The sequence below is a fragment of the Micromonospora sp. WMMD1120 genome, from assembly GCF_029626235.1.
In the GTDB taxonomy this organism is placed as follows: Bacteria; Actinomycetota; Actinomycetes; order Mycobacteriales; family Micromonosporaceae; genus Micromonospora.
The window spans coordinates 5,774,612-5,790,504 of sequence record NZ_JARUBO010000005.1 but is presented as its reverse complement, the minus strand read 5'-3'; the positions used below and the strand labels follow the sequence as shown (position 1 = coordinate 5,790,504).

Annotated in this window: 13 protein-coding genes; 6 read left to right on the top strand and 7 right to left on the bottom strand. The window is 71.9% G+C overall.

Annotated features, from left to right (window positions below):
• Window positions 1–3: 3 nt before the first annotated feature.
• Window positions 4–624 carry a nucleotidyltransferase family protein gene (locus tag O7634_RS26815; protein ID WP_278152899.1) on the top strand — a complete coding sequence of 207 codons (621 nt, stop codon included), beginning with the start codon at window positions 4–6 and terminating at the stop codon, window positions 622–624.
• Here O7634_RS26815 and O7634_RS26810 read toward each other — a convergent pair.
• The 5 genes from O7634_RS26810 to O7634_RS26790 form a co-directional block, all read right to left on the bottom strand.
• On the bottom strand, window positions 611–1,279 hold the full coding sequence (locus O7634_RS26810) for a TMEM175 family protein (protein ID WP_278152898.1): 669 nt from the start codon (window positions 1,277–1,279) through the stop codon (window positions 611–613). The two genes, O7634_RS26815 and O7634_RS26810, sit on opposite strands and share 14 nt — an antisense overlap.
• Window positions 1,280–1,389: 110 nt before the next feature.
• Window positions 1,390–2,766 carry a GH1 family beta-glucosidase gene (locus O7634_RS26805; RefSeq protein ID WP_278152897.1) on the bottom strand — a complete coding sequence of 459 codons (1,377 nt, stop codon included), beginning with the start codon at window positions 2,764–2,766 and terminating at the stop codon, window positions 1,390–1,392.
• 29 nt (window positions 2,767–2,795) lie between these two features.
• Window positions 2,796–3,635, bottom strand: coding sequence for a carbohydrate ABC transporter permease (locus O7634_RS26800; protein WP_278152896.1), 840 nt, complete (start codon window positions 3,633–3,635; stop codon window positions 2,796–2,798).
• Window positions 3,628–4,620, bottom strand: coding sequence for a sugar ABC transporter permease (locus tag O7634_RS26795; RefSeq protein WP_278152895.1), 993 nt, complete (start codon window positions 4,618–4,620; stop codon window positions 3,628–3,630). Before O7634_RS26795 ends, O7634_RS26800 begins: the two co-directional genes overlap by 8 nt.
• Before the next feature lie 70 nt (window positions 4,621–4,690).
• The gene (locus O7634_RS26790) at window positions 4,691–5,989 is read right to left on the bottom strand and encodes a sugar ABC transporter substrate-binding protein (RefSeq protein ID WP_278152894.1); all 1,299 of its coding nucleotides are present in this window, start codon (window positions 5,987–5,989) and stop codon (window positions 4,691–4,693) included.
• A gap of 235 nt (window positions 5,990–6,224) precedes the next feature.
• Between O7634_RS26790 and O7634_RS26785 the strand changes: the two genes are divergently transcribed.
• The 4 genes from O7634_RS26785 to O7634_RS26770 all read left to right on the top strand — a co-directional run bounded on the left by O7634_RS26785 (window position 6,225) and on the right by O7634_RS26770 (window position 11,938).
• On the top strand, window positions 6,225–7,424 hold the full coding sequence (locus O7634_RS26785) for an ROK family transcriptional regulator (protein WP_278152893.1): 1,200 nt from the start codon (window positions 6,225–6,227) through the stop codon (window positions 7,422–7,424).
• Window positions 7,425–7,674: 250 nt separating this feature from the next.
• On the top strand, window positions 7,675–9,900 hold the full coding sequence (locus tag O7634_RS26780) for a discoidin domain-containing protein (RefSeq protein WP_278152892.1): 2,226 nt from the start codon (window positions 7,675–7,677) through the stop codon (window positions 9,898–9,900).
• A gap of 467 nt (window positions 9,901–10,367) precedes the next feature.
• Window positions 10,368–10,727 carry a YciI family protein gene (locus O7634_RS26775; RefSeq protein ID WP_278152891.1) on the top strand — a complete coding sequence of 120 codons (360 nt, stop codon included), beginning with the start codon at window positions 10,368–10,370 and terminating at the stop codon, window positions 10,725–10,727.
• Window positions 10,728–10,729: 2 nt separating this feature from the next.
• Window positions 10,730–11,938, top strand: a complete 1,209-nt coding sequence (locus O7634_RS26770; RefSeq protein ID WP_278152890.1) for a sigma-70 family RNA polymerase sigma factor — start codon at window positions 10,730–10,732, stop codon at window positions 11,936–11,938.
• A gap of 13 nt (window positions 11,939–11,951) precedes the next feature.
• Here O7634_RS26770 and O7634_RS26765 read toward each other — a convergent pair whose 3' ends face one another.
• A complete protein-coding gene (locus O7634_RS26765; protein WP_278152889.1) occupies window positions 11,952–12,680 on the bottom strand; it encodes a hypothetical protein in 729 nt (242 codons plus the stop codon).
• A 192-nt stretch (window positions 12,681–12,872) separates the two neighbouring features.
• Here O7634_RS26765 and O7634_RS26760 point away from each other — a divergent pair, with 192 nt between their 5' ends.
• Window positions 12,873–14,009, top strand: a complete 1,137-nt coding sequence (locus tag O7634_RS26760; protein ID WP_278152888.1) for a glutamate--cysteine ligase — start codon at window positions 12,873–12,875, stop codon at window positions 14,007–14,009.
• A 12-nt stretch (window positions 14,010–14,021) separates the two neighbouring features.
• Here O7634_RS26760 and O7634_RS26755 read toward each other — a convergent pair whose 3' ends face one another.
• Entirely contained in the window at window positions 14,022–15,806 is a 1,785-nt protein-coding gene (locus O7634_RS26755) for an N-acetylglutaminylglutamine amidotransferase (RefSeq protein WP_278152887.1), read from the bottom strand.
• Between the last annotated feature and the right edge of the window lie 87 nt (window positions 15,807–15,893).

Below are 15,893 nucleotides of genomic sequence, written 5' to 3'. Positions count from 1 at the left end.
GGGGTGACGCCGGTGGTCGCCGGGCTGCTGCTGGCCGCCGGCGCGGGACGGCGCTTCGGCCGACCGAAGGCGCTCGTCGAGCTGGACGGCGAACCGCTGGTCCGGCGCGGCGTCCGGCTGCTCGGCGACGGCGGCTGCGACCCGGTGCACGTGGTGCTCGGCGCGGGCGCCGACGAGTCACCCGACCTGCCCGGCGCGGTGCCGGTGTTCCACGACCGTTGGGCCGACGGGTTGGGCTCGTCGTTGCTGCGCGGGCTGGCCTCGCTGCCGGCCGACACCCCGGCCGCGCTCGTGGTCCTCGTCGACCAGCCGCTGCTCAGCCCGGTCGCGGTGCGCCGGGTGCGCCTGGCGTACACCGGCGGGGCGGTGGTCGCGGTGGCCACCTACGCCGGTCGGCGCGGGCACCCGATGGTGCTCGGCCGGCCGACCTGGCCGCTGCTGAACGAGTACGCCGTCGGCGAGCGGGGCGCCCGCGACCTGCTGCGCGACCGGCCGGACCTGGTCGTCGAGGTGCCCTGCGACGACGTCGGCGCCCCGGTCGACGTGGACACCCCTGCCGACCTGCTCCGGCTGCGCGGAGCCGTAGCGCCGTGGCCCCCCGCTCGGCCGGTCAGCGGCGGGTGAGCCACCCGTGCAGTCCCTGGCTGGTCACCGCGTGATAGGTGATCATCACGATGACGGCGATCAGGCCCAGCAGCGGGTTGACGAACCAGCCGAGCAGGCCGCCGAGACCGTACAGCACGATGCCGGTGATCGGTCGCAGCCGCTGTGCCCGCACGTACCCCGGGCTGACCCGGTTCTCCAGCAACGCCGGGTGCCGGCGCAGGTAGGCGAAGAACACCAGCCAGGGCGCCGACATGAGGGCCGCGGAGAGGGCGTACAGGGCGACCGCGGCGCGCTGGTCGTTGGTGTCGCCCCGGGTGAACGCCGACGCCAGCACCGCGGTGGGGAACGGGATGATCACCGTGCCGAAGAGGATGCCGAGGTTGATCCAGCTCAGCGCCAGGGTGGTCCGGCGGATCAGCCGCAGCAGCGCGTGGTGGTTGAGCCAGAGCACCCCGACGTAGACGAAGGACACCACGAAGGCGAGGTACGAGGGGCCCTCGTCGAGCAGACCGGTCAGCAGCTCGCCCTCGTGGTACTCCGGCACCCGCAGGTCGATGACGAGCAGCGTGATGACGATGGCGAAGACACCATCGCTGAAGGCCGTCATCCGGTCGGTGCCGGACACCCGCCCGGTGGGCTCGGGCTGCTCGACCTCGTCGGGTGCTGCGGACATTGCCGCAGGCTAGCCACTCGGCGAGCCCTCTGGTGGCGGTTTCGTCCGACCCGGACGCGAAACGGCCGCCCGGGGTCACCCCCGAGCGGCCGTCGCGTACCGCCCGCCTGTCAGGCCACCGGCGTGGCCGTGTCGACCGCACGGCCGGCCCGCCGGTGGGCGCGGATCAGCTCGGCGTAGCGCAGCCCGCTCGCCTTCATCGTCCGCCGCTGGGTGGCGTAGTCGACGTGCACCAGCCCGAAGCGCTTGTCGTAGCCGTACGCCCACTCGAAGTTGTCCAGCAGCGACCAGACGAAGTAACCGTCCAGCGGCACGCCCCGGGCCACCGCCGCCGCGCACGCCGCAAGGTGCTGCTCCAGGTAGTCGGTGCGCTCCTTGTCCTCCACCGTGCCGTCCGCGGTGACCTCGTCCGGCCAGGCCGAGCCGCTCTCGGTGACGATGATCCGACCCGGCCGGTACTCCTCGTGCACGTCGACGAGCAGCCGCTCCAGGCCCGCCGGGTACATCTCCCAGCCCATCGCGGTCTCCACCGAGCCGGGCACCGGCACCTGCTTCGCGTACGGCGCCGGCCCGGTCGGGTCGTCGACCACCAGTTGCCGGAAGTAGTAGTTCACCCCGAGGAAGTCGGTGGGCGTGGCGATCACCGCCAGGTCGTCGCCGCGCACCGGCGGCTCGACCCCGTAGGTGTCGATCATGTCGGCCGGGTAGCCGCGCCCGTGGACCGGGTCCAGCCACCACCTGTTGACGTGCCCGTCCGCCCGGCGGGCCGCCGCGACGTCCTCGGGCCGGTCGGTCGCCGCCTCGATCGGGCTGAGGTTGACGACCAGGCCCACCGAGGCGGGCCGGGCGGCGTTGGCCCGGATCGCCTGGGTGGCCAGGCCGTGCCCGAGCAGCACGTGGTGCGAGGCGTGCACCGCGCGGGTGAGATCCCGCTCGCCGGGGGCCATGTTGCCCTCCAGGTGCCCGATCCAGCACACGCAGAGCGGCTCGTTGACGGTGTTCCAGTCGGCGACCCGGTCACCGAGGCGGGCGGCGACCACCGCCGCGTAGTCGGCGAACGCCTCGGCGGTGGCCCGCTCCGGCCAGCCGCCGGCGTCCTGGAGCACCTGCGGCAGATCCCAGTGGTAAAGGGTGGTGAACGGCCGGATGCCCTCGGCGAGCAGCGCGTCGACCAGCCGGTCGTAGAAGTCCAACCCGGCGGCGTTGACAGCCCCGGTCCCCTCCGGCATCACCCGGGGCCAGGCCACCGAGAAGCGGTACGCGTCCACGCCGAGCCGGCGCAGCAGCGCCACGTCCTCCGGCCAGCGGTGGTAGTGGTCGCAGGCCACCGCGCCGGTGTCGCCGTTGTCGACGGCGCCGGGAGTCGCCGAGAAGGTGTCCCAGATGGACGGCGCCCGGCCGTCGACGTCGACGGCCCCCTCGATCTGGTACGCCGCCGTGGCGACACCCCAGAGGAAGTCGGGTGGCAGCTTGGACAGGTCGGGCACGGGATGGTTCTCCTCTGGGATCGGGTGACTCACTTGACCGCGCCGGCGGTGAGGCCGGCGACGAAGTAGCGCTGCAACGCCAGGAACCCGACGACGACCGGAACGCTGACCACCAGCGAGGCGGCCATGATCTGGTTCCAGTAGACGTTGAACTGCGTGGAGTAGCCCTGGAGGCCGACCGCCAGGGTGCGGCTGCCCTCGTCGGTCATCACCGACGCGAACAGCACCTCACCCCAGGCGGTCATGAACGCGTACACGGTGACCGCGACGACCCCGGGCACGGCGGCCGGCAGGATGACCTGGAACAGGGTGCGCAGCGCGCCGGCACCGTCGACCTGCGCCGCCTCGTCCAGGCCCCGGGGGATCGAGTCGAAGTAGCCGACCAGCATCCAGATCGAGAACGGCAGCGAGAAGGTCAGGTACGTGATCACCAGGCCGGTACGACTGGCGTACAGCTCGATGCCGGTGGCGTTGCCCAGGTTGACGTAGATGAGGAACAGCGGCAGCAGGAACAGGATGCCGGGGAACATCTGCGTGGACAGCACCGTCACCGAGAAGACGCCCCGGCCCCGGAACCGGTAGCGACTGACCGCGAACGCGGCGAAGATCGCCACGGCCACCGAGCAGACCGCCGCGATGCTCGACACCACCAGGCTGTTCACCAGGTACCGGGCCAGCGGGACGGTGCTCCACATGTCGACGAACGGTTGCAGGGTGGGCCGGCTGGGCCACCAGGTGAAGCCGTTCTGCACGTCCTGCAACGGCTTCGCCGCCGAGGTGACCATGACGTAGAGCGGGACGAGGACGAAGAGGGCGAGGAAGGTCAGCACGATGCGCCGACCCCAGCGCTCACCGGCGGTCTCACGCATTCTCGCTCCTCCGACGGTTGGTGATCAGCAGGTACAGGGCCGAGACGACCAGCAGGAACAGCAGCAGCGCCACGGACATCGCCGAGCCCGAGCCGAAGTCCCAGGTCTTGAAGGAGCTGCGGTAGATGTGGATGGAGATCAGGTCCGCCTGCGCCGGCGCGGAACCGCCGAAGAGCACATACGGGGTGTTGAAGTCGTTGAACGTCCAGAGGAACAGCACCAGCAGCAGCACCAGGTTGACCGGCCGCAGCATCGGCAGGGTGACCGAGCGCAGCCGACGCCAGAACCCGGCGCCGTCGATGGCGGCGGCCTCGTACAGCTCCCCGGGCACGTTCTGCAACCCGGCCATCAGGCAGAGGAACGCGAACGGCCAGTTGCGCCAGACCGACACCACCAGCAGCGACCAGAAGCTGTTGTCGCCGATCAGCCAGAACGGCCGCTCGCCGAGCAGGCCGAGCTGGTCGACGAGCACGTGGTTGACCAGGCCGGTGTCGCGTTGCAGCAGGAAGCTCCAGGTGATCACGGCGGCGTAGACCGGCAGCGCGTACGGGGTGAGGAACAGCGCCCGCAGGATCGCCCGGCCCCGGAACGGCCGTTGCAGGACGACCGCCGCCGAGATGCCCAGCAGCCAGGCGAACCCGACCGAGAGCAGGCTGTAGGCCAGGGTGATCCAGAACGAGTGCAGCAGTTCCTTGCCGGCGGCGCTGTTCAGGTCGAGCGTCGCCCGGTAGTTCTCCAGCCCGACGAACGGGGCGGTGGACCAGTCACGGATGTGGAACTGGGTCAGCTCCAGCAGGCTCATCCACACCCCGACCACCATGGGGATCACGTGGATGGCGAGTTCCAGCACGACGGCCGGTACGAGCAGCAGGTACGGCAGGAGCGAGCGGCGCGGGCCGCGGGGCCGGCGGACCGGCCCCCGGGCCGGCGACCCCGCCCGGGGTTCGCGCCGGTCGGCGTCCGGCGCGGTGGTGCTGGTTGCCATCGGGGTCCTCTCGGAGGCGGTGGCCGTGGCCGGGCTCAGCGCCCGACCACGGCCACCGGTGACGCCTGGGTCAGCGCATCTTCTGCTGCGCGTCGGTCAGCTTGGCCTTCACCGACTCCTCGGTGACCGGCTTGCCGCTCGCCGCGTCGGCGAACAACTCCTTCATCGCGGTGCCGACCAGGGTCTCGAAGGTGCTCTCCTCGGGCACCTGCGGAAGCGGGGCCGCGGTGCTGACCAGGGTCTCCTGGATGGTCTTCTGCTCCGGGGCGCTGAACGCCGGGTCGGTGGCGGCGGTCTTCACCGCCGGCAGCGACCCGTACGTCTTGTTGAGGATCGTCTGCTCCTCGTCGCTGGTCATGAACTTGACGAAGCTCAGCGCGCCGTCCTTGTTCTTGGTGTGCTTGAAGACCGCCATGTTGATGCCGGCGACCATGCTGTTGACCTTCTTGCCGCCGGCCGGCGGGTTGGCCAGGAACGGCACCGGCGCGACCCCGTACGCGTCGGCAGCCATGTTCTGCGTCTTCAGGTTCGAGCCGGCGGACTGCCAGAGCAGCATGGCGGCCTTGCCGTTGGCGAAGTCGGACACCGACTGGTTCTGCGCGTACTCGGCGTTGCTCGGGTTGGTGATCTTGTCGGCGGCCATGAAGTCGACGTACCGCTTGATCGCCGAGACGTTCTGCGGGGTGTCGAAGGTCGGCTTGCCGGCCGAGTCGAACCACTCGCCGCCGTACTGCTGGCTGAAGGTGAAGGCGTGGTGGGCGTTCTCCGACGGGTTGGCCCCCTCGATCGCCAGGCCCCACCTGCCGCCGGTGCTCAGCTTCTTGCCGTACTCGACGACCTGCTCCCAGGTGGTCGGCGGCGCGGTGATGCCGGCGTCGGCGAACATCTTCTTGTTGTAGTAGAGGCTGTACGCCATGGAGTAGAGCGGCACGGCGGCCGGCGGCTTGCCGGGCGCGCCGGCGGCGGCGAGCGCGGCGGGCACGATCCGGTCCTTGCCGCCGACGGCCTGCAGGGTGGCGTCGTCGAACTCGACCAGCGCGCCGGTGGCCTGCAACGACGCCGACCAGGTGTTGCCGATGTTCACCACGTCCGGGCCCTTGCCCGAGGTGGCGGCGGCCAGCAGCCGGTTGAGCAGGTCCGACCAGGGGACCACCTCGACGGTGACCTTGATCCCGGTCTGCTTCTCGAACTTGTCCAGCTCCGGCTGGAGGATCGTCTTGTCGGCCTCCAGGCTGGCGCCCTGGTTGCTGGCCCAGTAGGTGAGCGTCTTCGGCGATGCGGCGGAGTCGTCGCCGGAGCCGCCACAGGCCGTCAACGAGGCGGCGGCCAGTACGGCGGCGGTGAATATCCCGAGGTGTCGTCTCGACACGGTCAGCCCTTCCGGTGCGTGGTGGGGGTCCTCCGGCCTCCGTCACCGATAGGGGTCGGGGCGACGGAGGCCGGCTGCGGACAGGGTTCGGGGGTGCGCCGTCGGGGTCCGTCGGCGTTTCCCGGGAGTTACATCACGGCTTAATTTATGTCGTCATTAAAGTTGTTGGCTGGTGGGTCGTCAAGCACGGGGCGGTTACAGTCGCCACGGACGGCCGACGGGAACGAGGTGACGAGTGGAGCTGGCGCGTGCCACCAACCGCAGCGTGCGGCTGCGCAACAGGTCCGCCCTGCTGACCAAGCTCTTCCTCGACGGCCCGCTCACCCGGCAGGACCTGGTCCGCAGCACGGGGCTCAGCCAGCCCGCGGTGAGCAACGTGGTGGCCGACCTGATCGACGAGGGGCTGGTCGCCGAGGCCGGCGCCGCCGAGTCCGACGGCGGTCGGCCCAGCATGCTGCTGCGGATCGCGCCGCGCTTCGCCTTCCTGGTCGGCGTGGACGTCGGCGAGACCCGGGTGCGGGTGGAGCTGTTCGACTTCGCGATGACACTGCTGGCCAGCGTCGAGTACCCGCTCGACCCGGCCCGCACCGAGCCGGACCTGGTGGCCGGGCACGTGCTGGCCGGCATCGACGCGGTGACCACCTCGGCCGGGGTGGCCGCCGCCGACGTGCTCGGCGTCGGCATCGGCGTCTCCGGCGTGGTCGAGCAGGGCGCCGAGGCGGTCGTGCACGCCCAGGCCCTCGGCTGGGACCGGGTGCCGTTGGAGCGCCTGATCGGCTCCCGCACCGACCTGCCGCTGCACATCGACAACGGCGCGAAGACCCTCGGCCAGGCCGAGATGTGGTTCGGCGCCGGTCGAGGGGCCCGGCACGCCGTCTTCGCGCTGGTCGGCTCCGGCGTCGGCGCGTCGGTGGTCACCAACGGCGCCACCTACCGGGGCGCGTCCAGCAGCGCGGGGGAGTGGGGGCACACCACCCTGGTGTACGGCGGGCGGCCCTGCCGGTGCGGCGCGCGCGGCTGCCTGGAGGCGTACGTCGGGGCGGAGGCGATCATCGACCGCTACCGGGAGGCGCGCCGAGGTCGACCGGTGCCCGGCGAGGACGAGGAGTCCCAGCTCGCGGCCCTGGTCGCCGCCGCCGACACCTCGGCCACCGCCCGTCGGGTGCTGGACGACACCGCCGGCTACCTCGGCGCCGGGGTGGCCAACCTGATCAACCTGTTCAACCCGGAGCGGGTGGTGCTCGGCGGCTGGGCCGCGATGGCGCTGGGCGACCTGCTGCCGGCGGTCCGGGACGCGGCCGGCCGGCAGGCGCTGCGCCAGCCGTACGACCAGGCGTCCATCGAGCTGTGCCGCCTCGGTGTGGACGCGGTGGCGCTCGGCGCGGCCACCCTTCCGATCGCGCGCTTCCTCACCGACGGCGGCGTCCGCCGCTGACCGCGGCGACCCTCGCGGTGGGCTCAGCGACCGTCCCGAGCGACGGCGAATTACACAAAAACTGATTCTCAGGATAAATAACGGTGTTATAGATCGATGTCTTGACGCCGCCGCAATCTCGCCGCAACACTCCTACGAGAGCGCTCTCCATCCCGTTGGCGTCGCCTCGGCGGCACCACCCCCGACGTCACGGGCGCGCCGTCCCCCCATCCGTTCGGCAGTCCGTAACCCCCTATCGACAGGCGATGTCATGACATCTCGTGCTACATCCGTACGCCCGCGTCCCCGGGTCGTGCGGCATCTGCTGGTCGGGCTCACCGTGGCGCTGGTCGCGACGCTCACCCCGACCGGAGCCACGCCCTCCGCGCAGGCCGCCCCCGTCCTGCTGTCCCAGGGCCGCACCGCCACCGCCTCGTCCAGCGAGAACGGTGGCACCCCGGCCGCCGCCGCCGTCGACGGCAACACCGGCACCCGCTGGTCCAGCGCGTTCAGCGACCCGCAGTGGCTCCAGGTCGACCTGGGCGCCCGCGCCACCATCACCCAGGTCAACCTGCTCTGGGAGGCCGCCTACGGCCGGGCCTTCCAGCTCCAGACCTCCGACAACGGGTCCACCTGGACCACGATCTACTCCACCACCACCGGCACCGGCGGCACCCAGAACCTCACCGTCTCCGGCGCCGGCCGCTACGTCCGGATGTACGGCACCGCCCGGGGCACCGGCTACGGCTACTCGCTCTGGGAGTTCCAGGTCTACGGCGAGACCGACGGCGGCACCAACCAGCCCCCGGTCACGCCCACCGACCCGTACAACCCCAACCTCGGGCCGAACACGTTCGTCTTCGACCCGAGCACGCCCACGTCGACGATCCAGAGTCGACTCAACACCCTGTTCACGCAGCAGGAGACCAACCAGTTCGGCCCGCAGCGCTACGCCGTGCTGTTCAAGCCCGGCACCTACACCGCCGACGTCAACCTCGGCTTCTTCACCCAGGTCGCCGGTCTCGGCATGAGCCCCGACGACGTCAACCTCAACGGTCACGTCCGCACCGAGGCGTTCTGGTTCGGCGGCAACGCCACCCAGAACTTCTGGCGGGCCGCCGAGAACCTCTCGGTCACCCTGCCGGCCGGCCAGACGGTGGAGCGGTGGGCGGTGTCCCAGGCCGCGCCGTACCGGCGGATGCACCTGCGCGGCGCGCAGAACCAGATCCAGCTCTGGAACGGTGGCGACGGCTGGTCCAGCGGCGGCCTGCTGGCCGACACCCGCATCGACGGGCTGGTGGTCTCCGGCTCGCAGCAGCAGTGGTACTCCCGCAACAGCGAGTTCGGCAACGGCTGGACCGGCTCGGTGTGGAACATGGTCTTCCAGGGCGTCGTCGGCGCGCCGGCGCCGAGCTTCCCCAACCCGTCGCACACCGTCATCGCCCAGACCCCGCAGGTCCGGGAGAAGCCGTTCCTGTACGTGACGAGCAGCGGCGAGTACCGGGTCTTCGTGCCCGCGCTGCGCGCCAACTCGACCGGCACCAGCTGGTACAACAAGACCCCGGCCGGCTCGTCACTGTCGCTGTCGCAGTTCTTCGTCGTCCAGCCCGGCACCAGCGCCGCCACCATCAACGCGGCTCTCGCCCAGGGCAAGCACCTGCTCTTCACCCCGGGCGTGCACCGGATCACCGAGCCGATCCAGGTCAACCGGGCCGACACGGTGATCCTCGGGCTGGGCCTGGCCACCATCCAGGCCGACAACGGCACGGTGGGCATGCGGGTGGCCGACGTGGACGGCGTCAAGGTCGCCGGCATCATGTTCGAGGCCGGCACCACCAACTCGCCGGTGCTGATGGAGGTCGGGCCGTCCGGCTCGTCCGCGAGCCACGCCTCGAACCCGACCTCGCTGCACGACGTGTTCTTCCGCATCGGCGGTCCACACGTCGGCAAGGCCACCAACACGTTGACAGTCAACAGCGACAACGTGATCGGTGACCACATGTGGCTGTGGCGGGCCGACCACGCCGCCAGCGGCGTGCCGACCGGGTGGACGCTGAACACCGCCGACACCGGGCTCACCGTCAACGGCGACAACGTCACCATGTACGGCCTCTTCGTCGAGCACTACCAGAAGTACCAGACCATCTGGAACGGCAACGGTGGGCGGACCTACTTCTACCAGAACGAGCTGCCGTACGACCCGCCGAACCAGGCGGCCTGGATGAACGGGTCGACCCGGGGCTACGCCGCGTACAAGGTGGCCGACTCGGTGACCAGTCACCAGGCGTTCGGGCTGGGTAGCTACAGCTACTTCAACGTGAACCCCTCGGTCGTCGAGGAGCGCTCCTTCGAGGTGCCGGTCAACCCGAACGTGCGCTTCACCAACATGGTCACCGTCTCCCTCGGTGGCGTCGGCACCATCAACCGGGTGATCAACAATGCCGGTGGCACCGCGAACGCGGCCAACCAGACGGTGTACCTGACCACCTACCCCTGACCCGGGCGTCCGCGCCGGGCCGGTCGTTCGCCGACCGGACCGGCCGGGTCGCACCGTGGGCCGAGCCGGCCCGGTCCCGCCGAGACCGGGCCGGCCTCGGTCGTGCGCCCTCCGCCCCGGCCGTGGCTCCGGGTCGCAAGCAGGTCTTCCTCCGCCACGAACCGAAGCCATCTCCATCCTTTGCTCTGCACCCCCGGAGGCACCACCCTGAATCCGCGGCGAAGCACGCGCGGTCCTCATGTTCGCGGGTTGCGGTTCGGGCGGGCACGCTCGCAATTCGGGCATACGCACCTGTCGCATCCGTGGGTGCAGAGCAAAGGGACACGACAGCGTTGGGTCCGCCTGGACGAGGCGGCAGTGGAACAGCGCGGCGAGAATTTCCCTCCGGACCGTCGATCCGGATGGTCGCCGATCGTGTGGAGGGGGAGAGGCCGGTAACGCGCCGGCCACCGCCGCGAGGAGGAACGATGACGCAGTACCTGCTCAGCATCCAGCATCCGCCGCAGGGCGGGCCGCCGCCGGCGCCGGACTTCCTCGCCGACGTGATGCGCCAACTCGGCGAGCTGCGCGACGAGCTGGCGTCCACCGGCTCGTGGGTCTTCGGTCAGGGGCTGCACGGCCCGGAGACCGCGACCGTGCTGCGCGTCCGCGACGGCGAGGTGCTGGTCACCGACGGCCCGTTCGCCGAGGGCAAGGAGTACCTGGGCGGCATCACCATCATCGACGTGCCGGACCTGGACGCCGCCCTGGACTGGGGCCGCCGCTACGCGCTGGCCACCACGTTGCCGATCGAGGTCCGCCCCTTCCACGACGGGTCCGGGGACTGATAGTGCCGGACGTGGAGGCGGTGTTCCGCGCGGAGTACGGGCGCGCGGTCGCCGTCCTGGTCCGCCTCCTCGGCGACATCGACCTCGCCGAGGAGGCCGTCCAGGATGCCTTCGCCGTCGCGGTGCAACGGTGGCCGAGGACGGGCCCACCGCCCAGCCCGGCCGGCTGGATCATCACCACGGCCCGGAACCGGGCGATCGACAATGCGCGCCGCGACGCTTCCCGGGCCGACCGGCACGCCCAGGCGGCGCTCCTGTACGCCACCGACGGACCCGTCGAGGAGGGACCGGTGCGCGACGACCGACTTCGGCTCATCTTCACCTGCTGTCACCCGGCGCTCGCCCCGACCGCGCGGGTCGCTCTCACCCTGCGCCTGCTCGGCGGACTGACCACCGCCGAGATCGCCCGCGCCTTTCTGGTGTCCGAGCCGACGATGGCGCAACGGCTGGTCCGGGCCAAGTCGAAGATCCGGCACGCCCGCATCCCGTACCGGATTCCGCGCGACGCCGACCTGCCCGACCGGCTGCACGCCGTGCTCGCGGTGCTCTACCTGATCTTCAACGAGGGGTACACGGCCAGCAGCGGCACCCGCCTGGCCCGCGCCGACCTGTGCGCCGAGTCGATTCGGCTGACCCGGCTCCTGGTCGACCTGATGCCGGACGAGGCCGAGGCGCTCGGTCTGCTCGCGCTGATGCTGCTGACCGACTCCCGGCGCGCCGCGCGAACCACCGGCGACGGTGACCTCGTTCCGCTGCCCCGGCAGGACCGGAGCCGCTGGGACGCCGCGCTGATCGTCGAGGGACAGGCGCTGGTCCGCCGCTGCCTGCGCCGCGACCGGCCCGGTCCGTACCAGATCCAGGCCGCGATCGCCGCCGTGCACAGCGCCGCCCGGCGCCCCGCCGACACCGACTGGGCGCAGATCCTCCAGCTGTACGACCACCTGACGGCGCTCGCTCCCAGCCCGGTGGTCGCGGTGAACCGGGCTGTCGCGCTCGCCGAGGTGGCCGGACCGGCGGTCGCGCTCGCCGAGGTGGACCGGCTCGACCTGGACGGCTACCACCCGCACCACGTGGTCCGCGCCGACCTGCTGGCACGACTCGGACGCACCCCTGAGGCCGTCGACGCGTACCGCAGCGCCGTCGCCCTGACGGACAACGCTGCCGAACGGGCCTTCCTCAGCGCCCGCGCGGCGGAGGTCGCGGCGGGTTGACCCGCCGGGGCGGTTACAGGTCGGTGACGGCGGACCGCCGAATCGGCTGGCCGGGGACGGCCGGTGCGTCGGCGAGGATGCCCCGCATCACGTCCTCCACGTTGGGCACCTGGGCCAGCTCGCCCAGACCCTCGACGTAGCGCAACAGCCGTAGCTGCATGGCCTCCAGCTCGGCACGGCACTGCGCGTCGTCCGGCCAGGACGACTCGGGCTCGTCCGGGTGCGCCTGCTCCCACGCCCGCAGACGCGGGTGCCAGCGGGAGAGGAACGGTCGAAGCTCGTTGTTGAGCATGGCGATGCCGAGGTGCTCCACCGTGGGACGTCCGGTGGTCCGGATCGTCGGCGCGGCCTGGCTCAGCACCTCACGGGTGATCCCGAAGAGCTGGTACAGCGAGGTCAGGGCCTCCCGGACCAGGCCGGTGCCGGTCCCCAGCGGCTGCCCGGACACCCGGGTGACCGCCTCCACGAACAGCCGCCACGCGGTCTGCTTGTTGTCCCGGGTGACGACGAACCGCAGCTCGCTGAACTGCGGAACCGCGACGGTCACCTCCGCCAACTGGAAGAACCGCGAGTACGCCGACACCACCAGCGCCGCCACGCCGCCCGCCGTCGTGCCGCAGAGCGCGAAGAGGGCCGGCCCGGTCAGCCGGCTCGCCAGGTAGACCGCCAGCCCCGCGGCGGCGCCGGCCACCAGACCCAGGGTGATGTGGAGCCACCGCGAACCGCGCCAACGCATCAGCATTCCTGCATGGTCCCAGACAACCTCCACTGGGGAGCCGCGCAGCCCCGCGACACGTCGGCCGTGCGGCGTCGATCGTCCGTCATCGGACACCGCGTCCCGTTCCGGGCGGGGCGTTTGCCCCGGGACGAGCCGGGAACCCGAACCGCCGCGGCACGGGTCCATCCGTGGTCGCGGCGGTGGACGGAGGTGGCCATGGCGTACCGTCCGGCGGTGGCCACGGCCACCGCGCCCGACCTGTCCCTCCTCACGCTCGGCGTGGAGGAGGAGTTCCTGCTGCTCGACCCGGACACCGGGCGGAACCTGCCGGTCGCCGACGAGGTGCTGGCCGCGCTCCGCGGCGCCGCGCGGAACCAGAGCCGCCAGGAGTTCCGGCACAGCATGGTGGAGATGGTCACGCCGGTCTGCGCCGACCTCGCCGAGCTGCGCGCCCACCTGGTGGCGCTGCGCCGCTCCGCCGCCGGGGCCGCGACGGCGGCCGGGGCCCGACTGGTGGCGGTCGGCGCCACGCCGCTGGCCGAACCGCACCGGACGGTGCCCGACGAGCCGCGCTACCACGCCATGTCGCGCCGGTACGGGCCGGTGGCGCACGACCCGGCGGTGTGCGGTTGCCACGTGCACGTCGGACTGCCCGACCGGGAGCTGGCCGTGCAGGTCTGCAACCACCTGCGGGCGTGGCTGCCGGTGGTGCAGGCGGTCACCACCAACTCACCGTTGCACGACGGGCGGGACACCGGGCACGCCAGTTGGCGGTCGATGCAGCTGGAACGCTGGCCGAGCATCGGTCCGACCCCGTACTTCGACTCGGTGGCCGACTACGACCGGACCGTGGACGAGCTGATCGCCGCCGGCATCATGCTCGACGCGGCGATGGTCTACTGGTACGCCCGGCCGTCGTCGGCGTACCCGACGGTGGAGATCCGGGTGGGTGACGTCTGCCCGGAGGTGGACGACGCGGTGCTCGTCGCCGCGCTGGCCCGCTCGCTCGTGGCCACCCTCGCCGAGGACGTGCGGGCCGGGGTGACCGCCCCGCCCCTGCGGGACTGTCTGGTCGCCGCCGCGCACTGGCGGGCCGCCCACGACGGTCTCGACGGTGAGTTGATCGACCTGCGCGCCGGCGGCACCCGGGACGCCTGGTCGCTCGTCGACGAGCTGGTGGCGCTGATCGCCCCGGCCCTGCTGCGCCACGGCGACCTGGGGTACGTGGTGGCGCAACTGGCCCGGCTGCGGCGCGACGGCACCGGCGCGACCCGGCAGCGGCGGGTCCTGCAGCGCACGGGTGACCTGCGCGCCGTCATCGACGACCTGGTCGCCCGCACCAGCGCGGCCTGACCGTCGGGGCGCTCACCGGATGTCGTGCGTCTGGAGCCACAGCTCCAGCAGGCCGAGCTGCCACAGTTTGTTGCTGCCGGCCGCCGCCTCGGCCCGGTCCGGCTCGGCGAGCAGGCGGGCCACGTACTCCGGGCGGAACAGCTCGCGCTCGCGGGCGGGCGGCGCCTGCAACGCCTCGGCGACCAGCTCCCGCACCGGGCCGTCGACGTTGCGCAGCGCCGGCACCGGGAAGTAGCCCTTGGGTCGGTCGATCACCTCGGCAGGCAGCACCTCCCGGGCCACCTCCTTGAGCACGCCCTTGCCGCCCTGGGCGACCTTGTGCTCGGGCGGGCAGTGCGCGGCGAGGGTGACCAGGTCCTGGTCGAGGAAGGGGGTGCGCACCTCCAGGCCCCACGCCATGCTCATGCTGTCCACCCGCTTGACCGGATCGTCGGGCAGCATCAGGTGGGTGTCCAGGCGCAGCACGGCGTCCAGCGCGGTCTGCGCCCCGGGGGCGGCGAGATGGTCGGTGAGCAGGTCCCGGCTGGCGTCGTGCCCCAGCGCGTACGCCGGGCCGACCAGGTCGCGCAGCTCGTCGTGGTCGCGGTCGAAGAACGCGGCGGCGAACGTCTCGGTGGCGCCGTGTCGGGGCGCCTCGATGAGCGGCTGGTGGTAGCCGTAGCCGGCGAACACCTCGTCGGCGCCCTGCCCGGACTGGGCCACCTTCACGTGCCGGGCCACCTGTTGCGAGAGCAGGTGGAAGGCGACCACGTCGTGACTGCCCATCGGCTCGGTCATCGCCCCTACGGCGTCGCGCACCGCCGGCACCAGGTCGTCGTCGGCCAGCCGGATCCGCTGGTGGTCGGTGTCGTACGCGCGGGCCACCAGGTCGGAGTAGTGGAACTCGTCGCCGGTCTCGCCGCCCCGGCTGTCGAAACCGATGCTGAACGTACGCAGGTGCTGCTGGCCCGCCTCGGCGAGCAGCGCCACGATGAGGCTGGAGTCCAGTCCACCGGAGAGCAGCACCCCGACCGGCACGTCGGCGACCAGCCGTCGGCGTACCGCCGTGCGCAGCGCGTCACCGACGGCGGCCCGCCAGTCGGCGGCGTCCATCCCCGCGTCGGCAGGCTCCCGTACGTAGTCGGGCCGCCAGTAGACCTCCTCGCGGCTGCGCCCGTCCGCCTCGATCACCCGCAGCGTCGCCGGTGGCAGCTTGCGCACGCCGCGCAGCACGGTGCGCGGCGCGGGCACGATGGAGTGCCAGGACAGGTAGTGGTGCAGCGCCACCGGGTCGATGGCGGTGTCGACGTCGCCGGCGGCCAGCAGCGCGGGCAGGGTGGAGGCGAACCGGAGCCGCCCGGGTGTCTCGGCGAGGTAGAGCGGTTTGATGCCGAGCCGGTCGCGGGCCAGCACCAGCCGCCGCCGGACCCGGTCGACCAGCCCGATCGCGAACATGCCGACCAAATGGTCGACGAAACGCTCACCCCAGTGCGCGTACGCCACCAGGATCACCTCGGTGTCGCTGGTGGAGGCGAACGCGTACCCGGCGTTGCGCAGCTCCTCGCGCAGCTCCGGATAGTTGTAGACGCAGCCGTTGAAGACCAGCGCCAGCCCCAGGTCGTCGCGGACCATCGGCTGCCCGCCGGCGTCGGACAGGTCGATGATGGTCAGCCGGCGGTGCCCGAGGGTCACCCAGCCGTCGGTGCACAGGCCCTCGCCGTCCGGGCCGCGTGAGCGCATCGCCTCGGTCATCCGGGTGACCGCCGCGGCGTCGGGCGGCCGGCCGTCGAAGCGCGCCTCCCCGCTGATGCCACACATCAGCGGGGGCGGTGGTTGCGGTGTGACACCAGCGGCACGAGCGTCTCCTGTCGCCTCACCCCGGGACGGGGCCGCTGGCTACCCGGG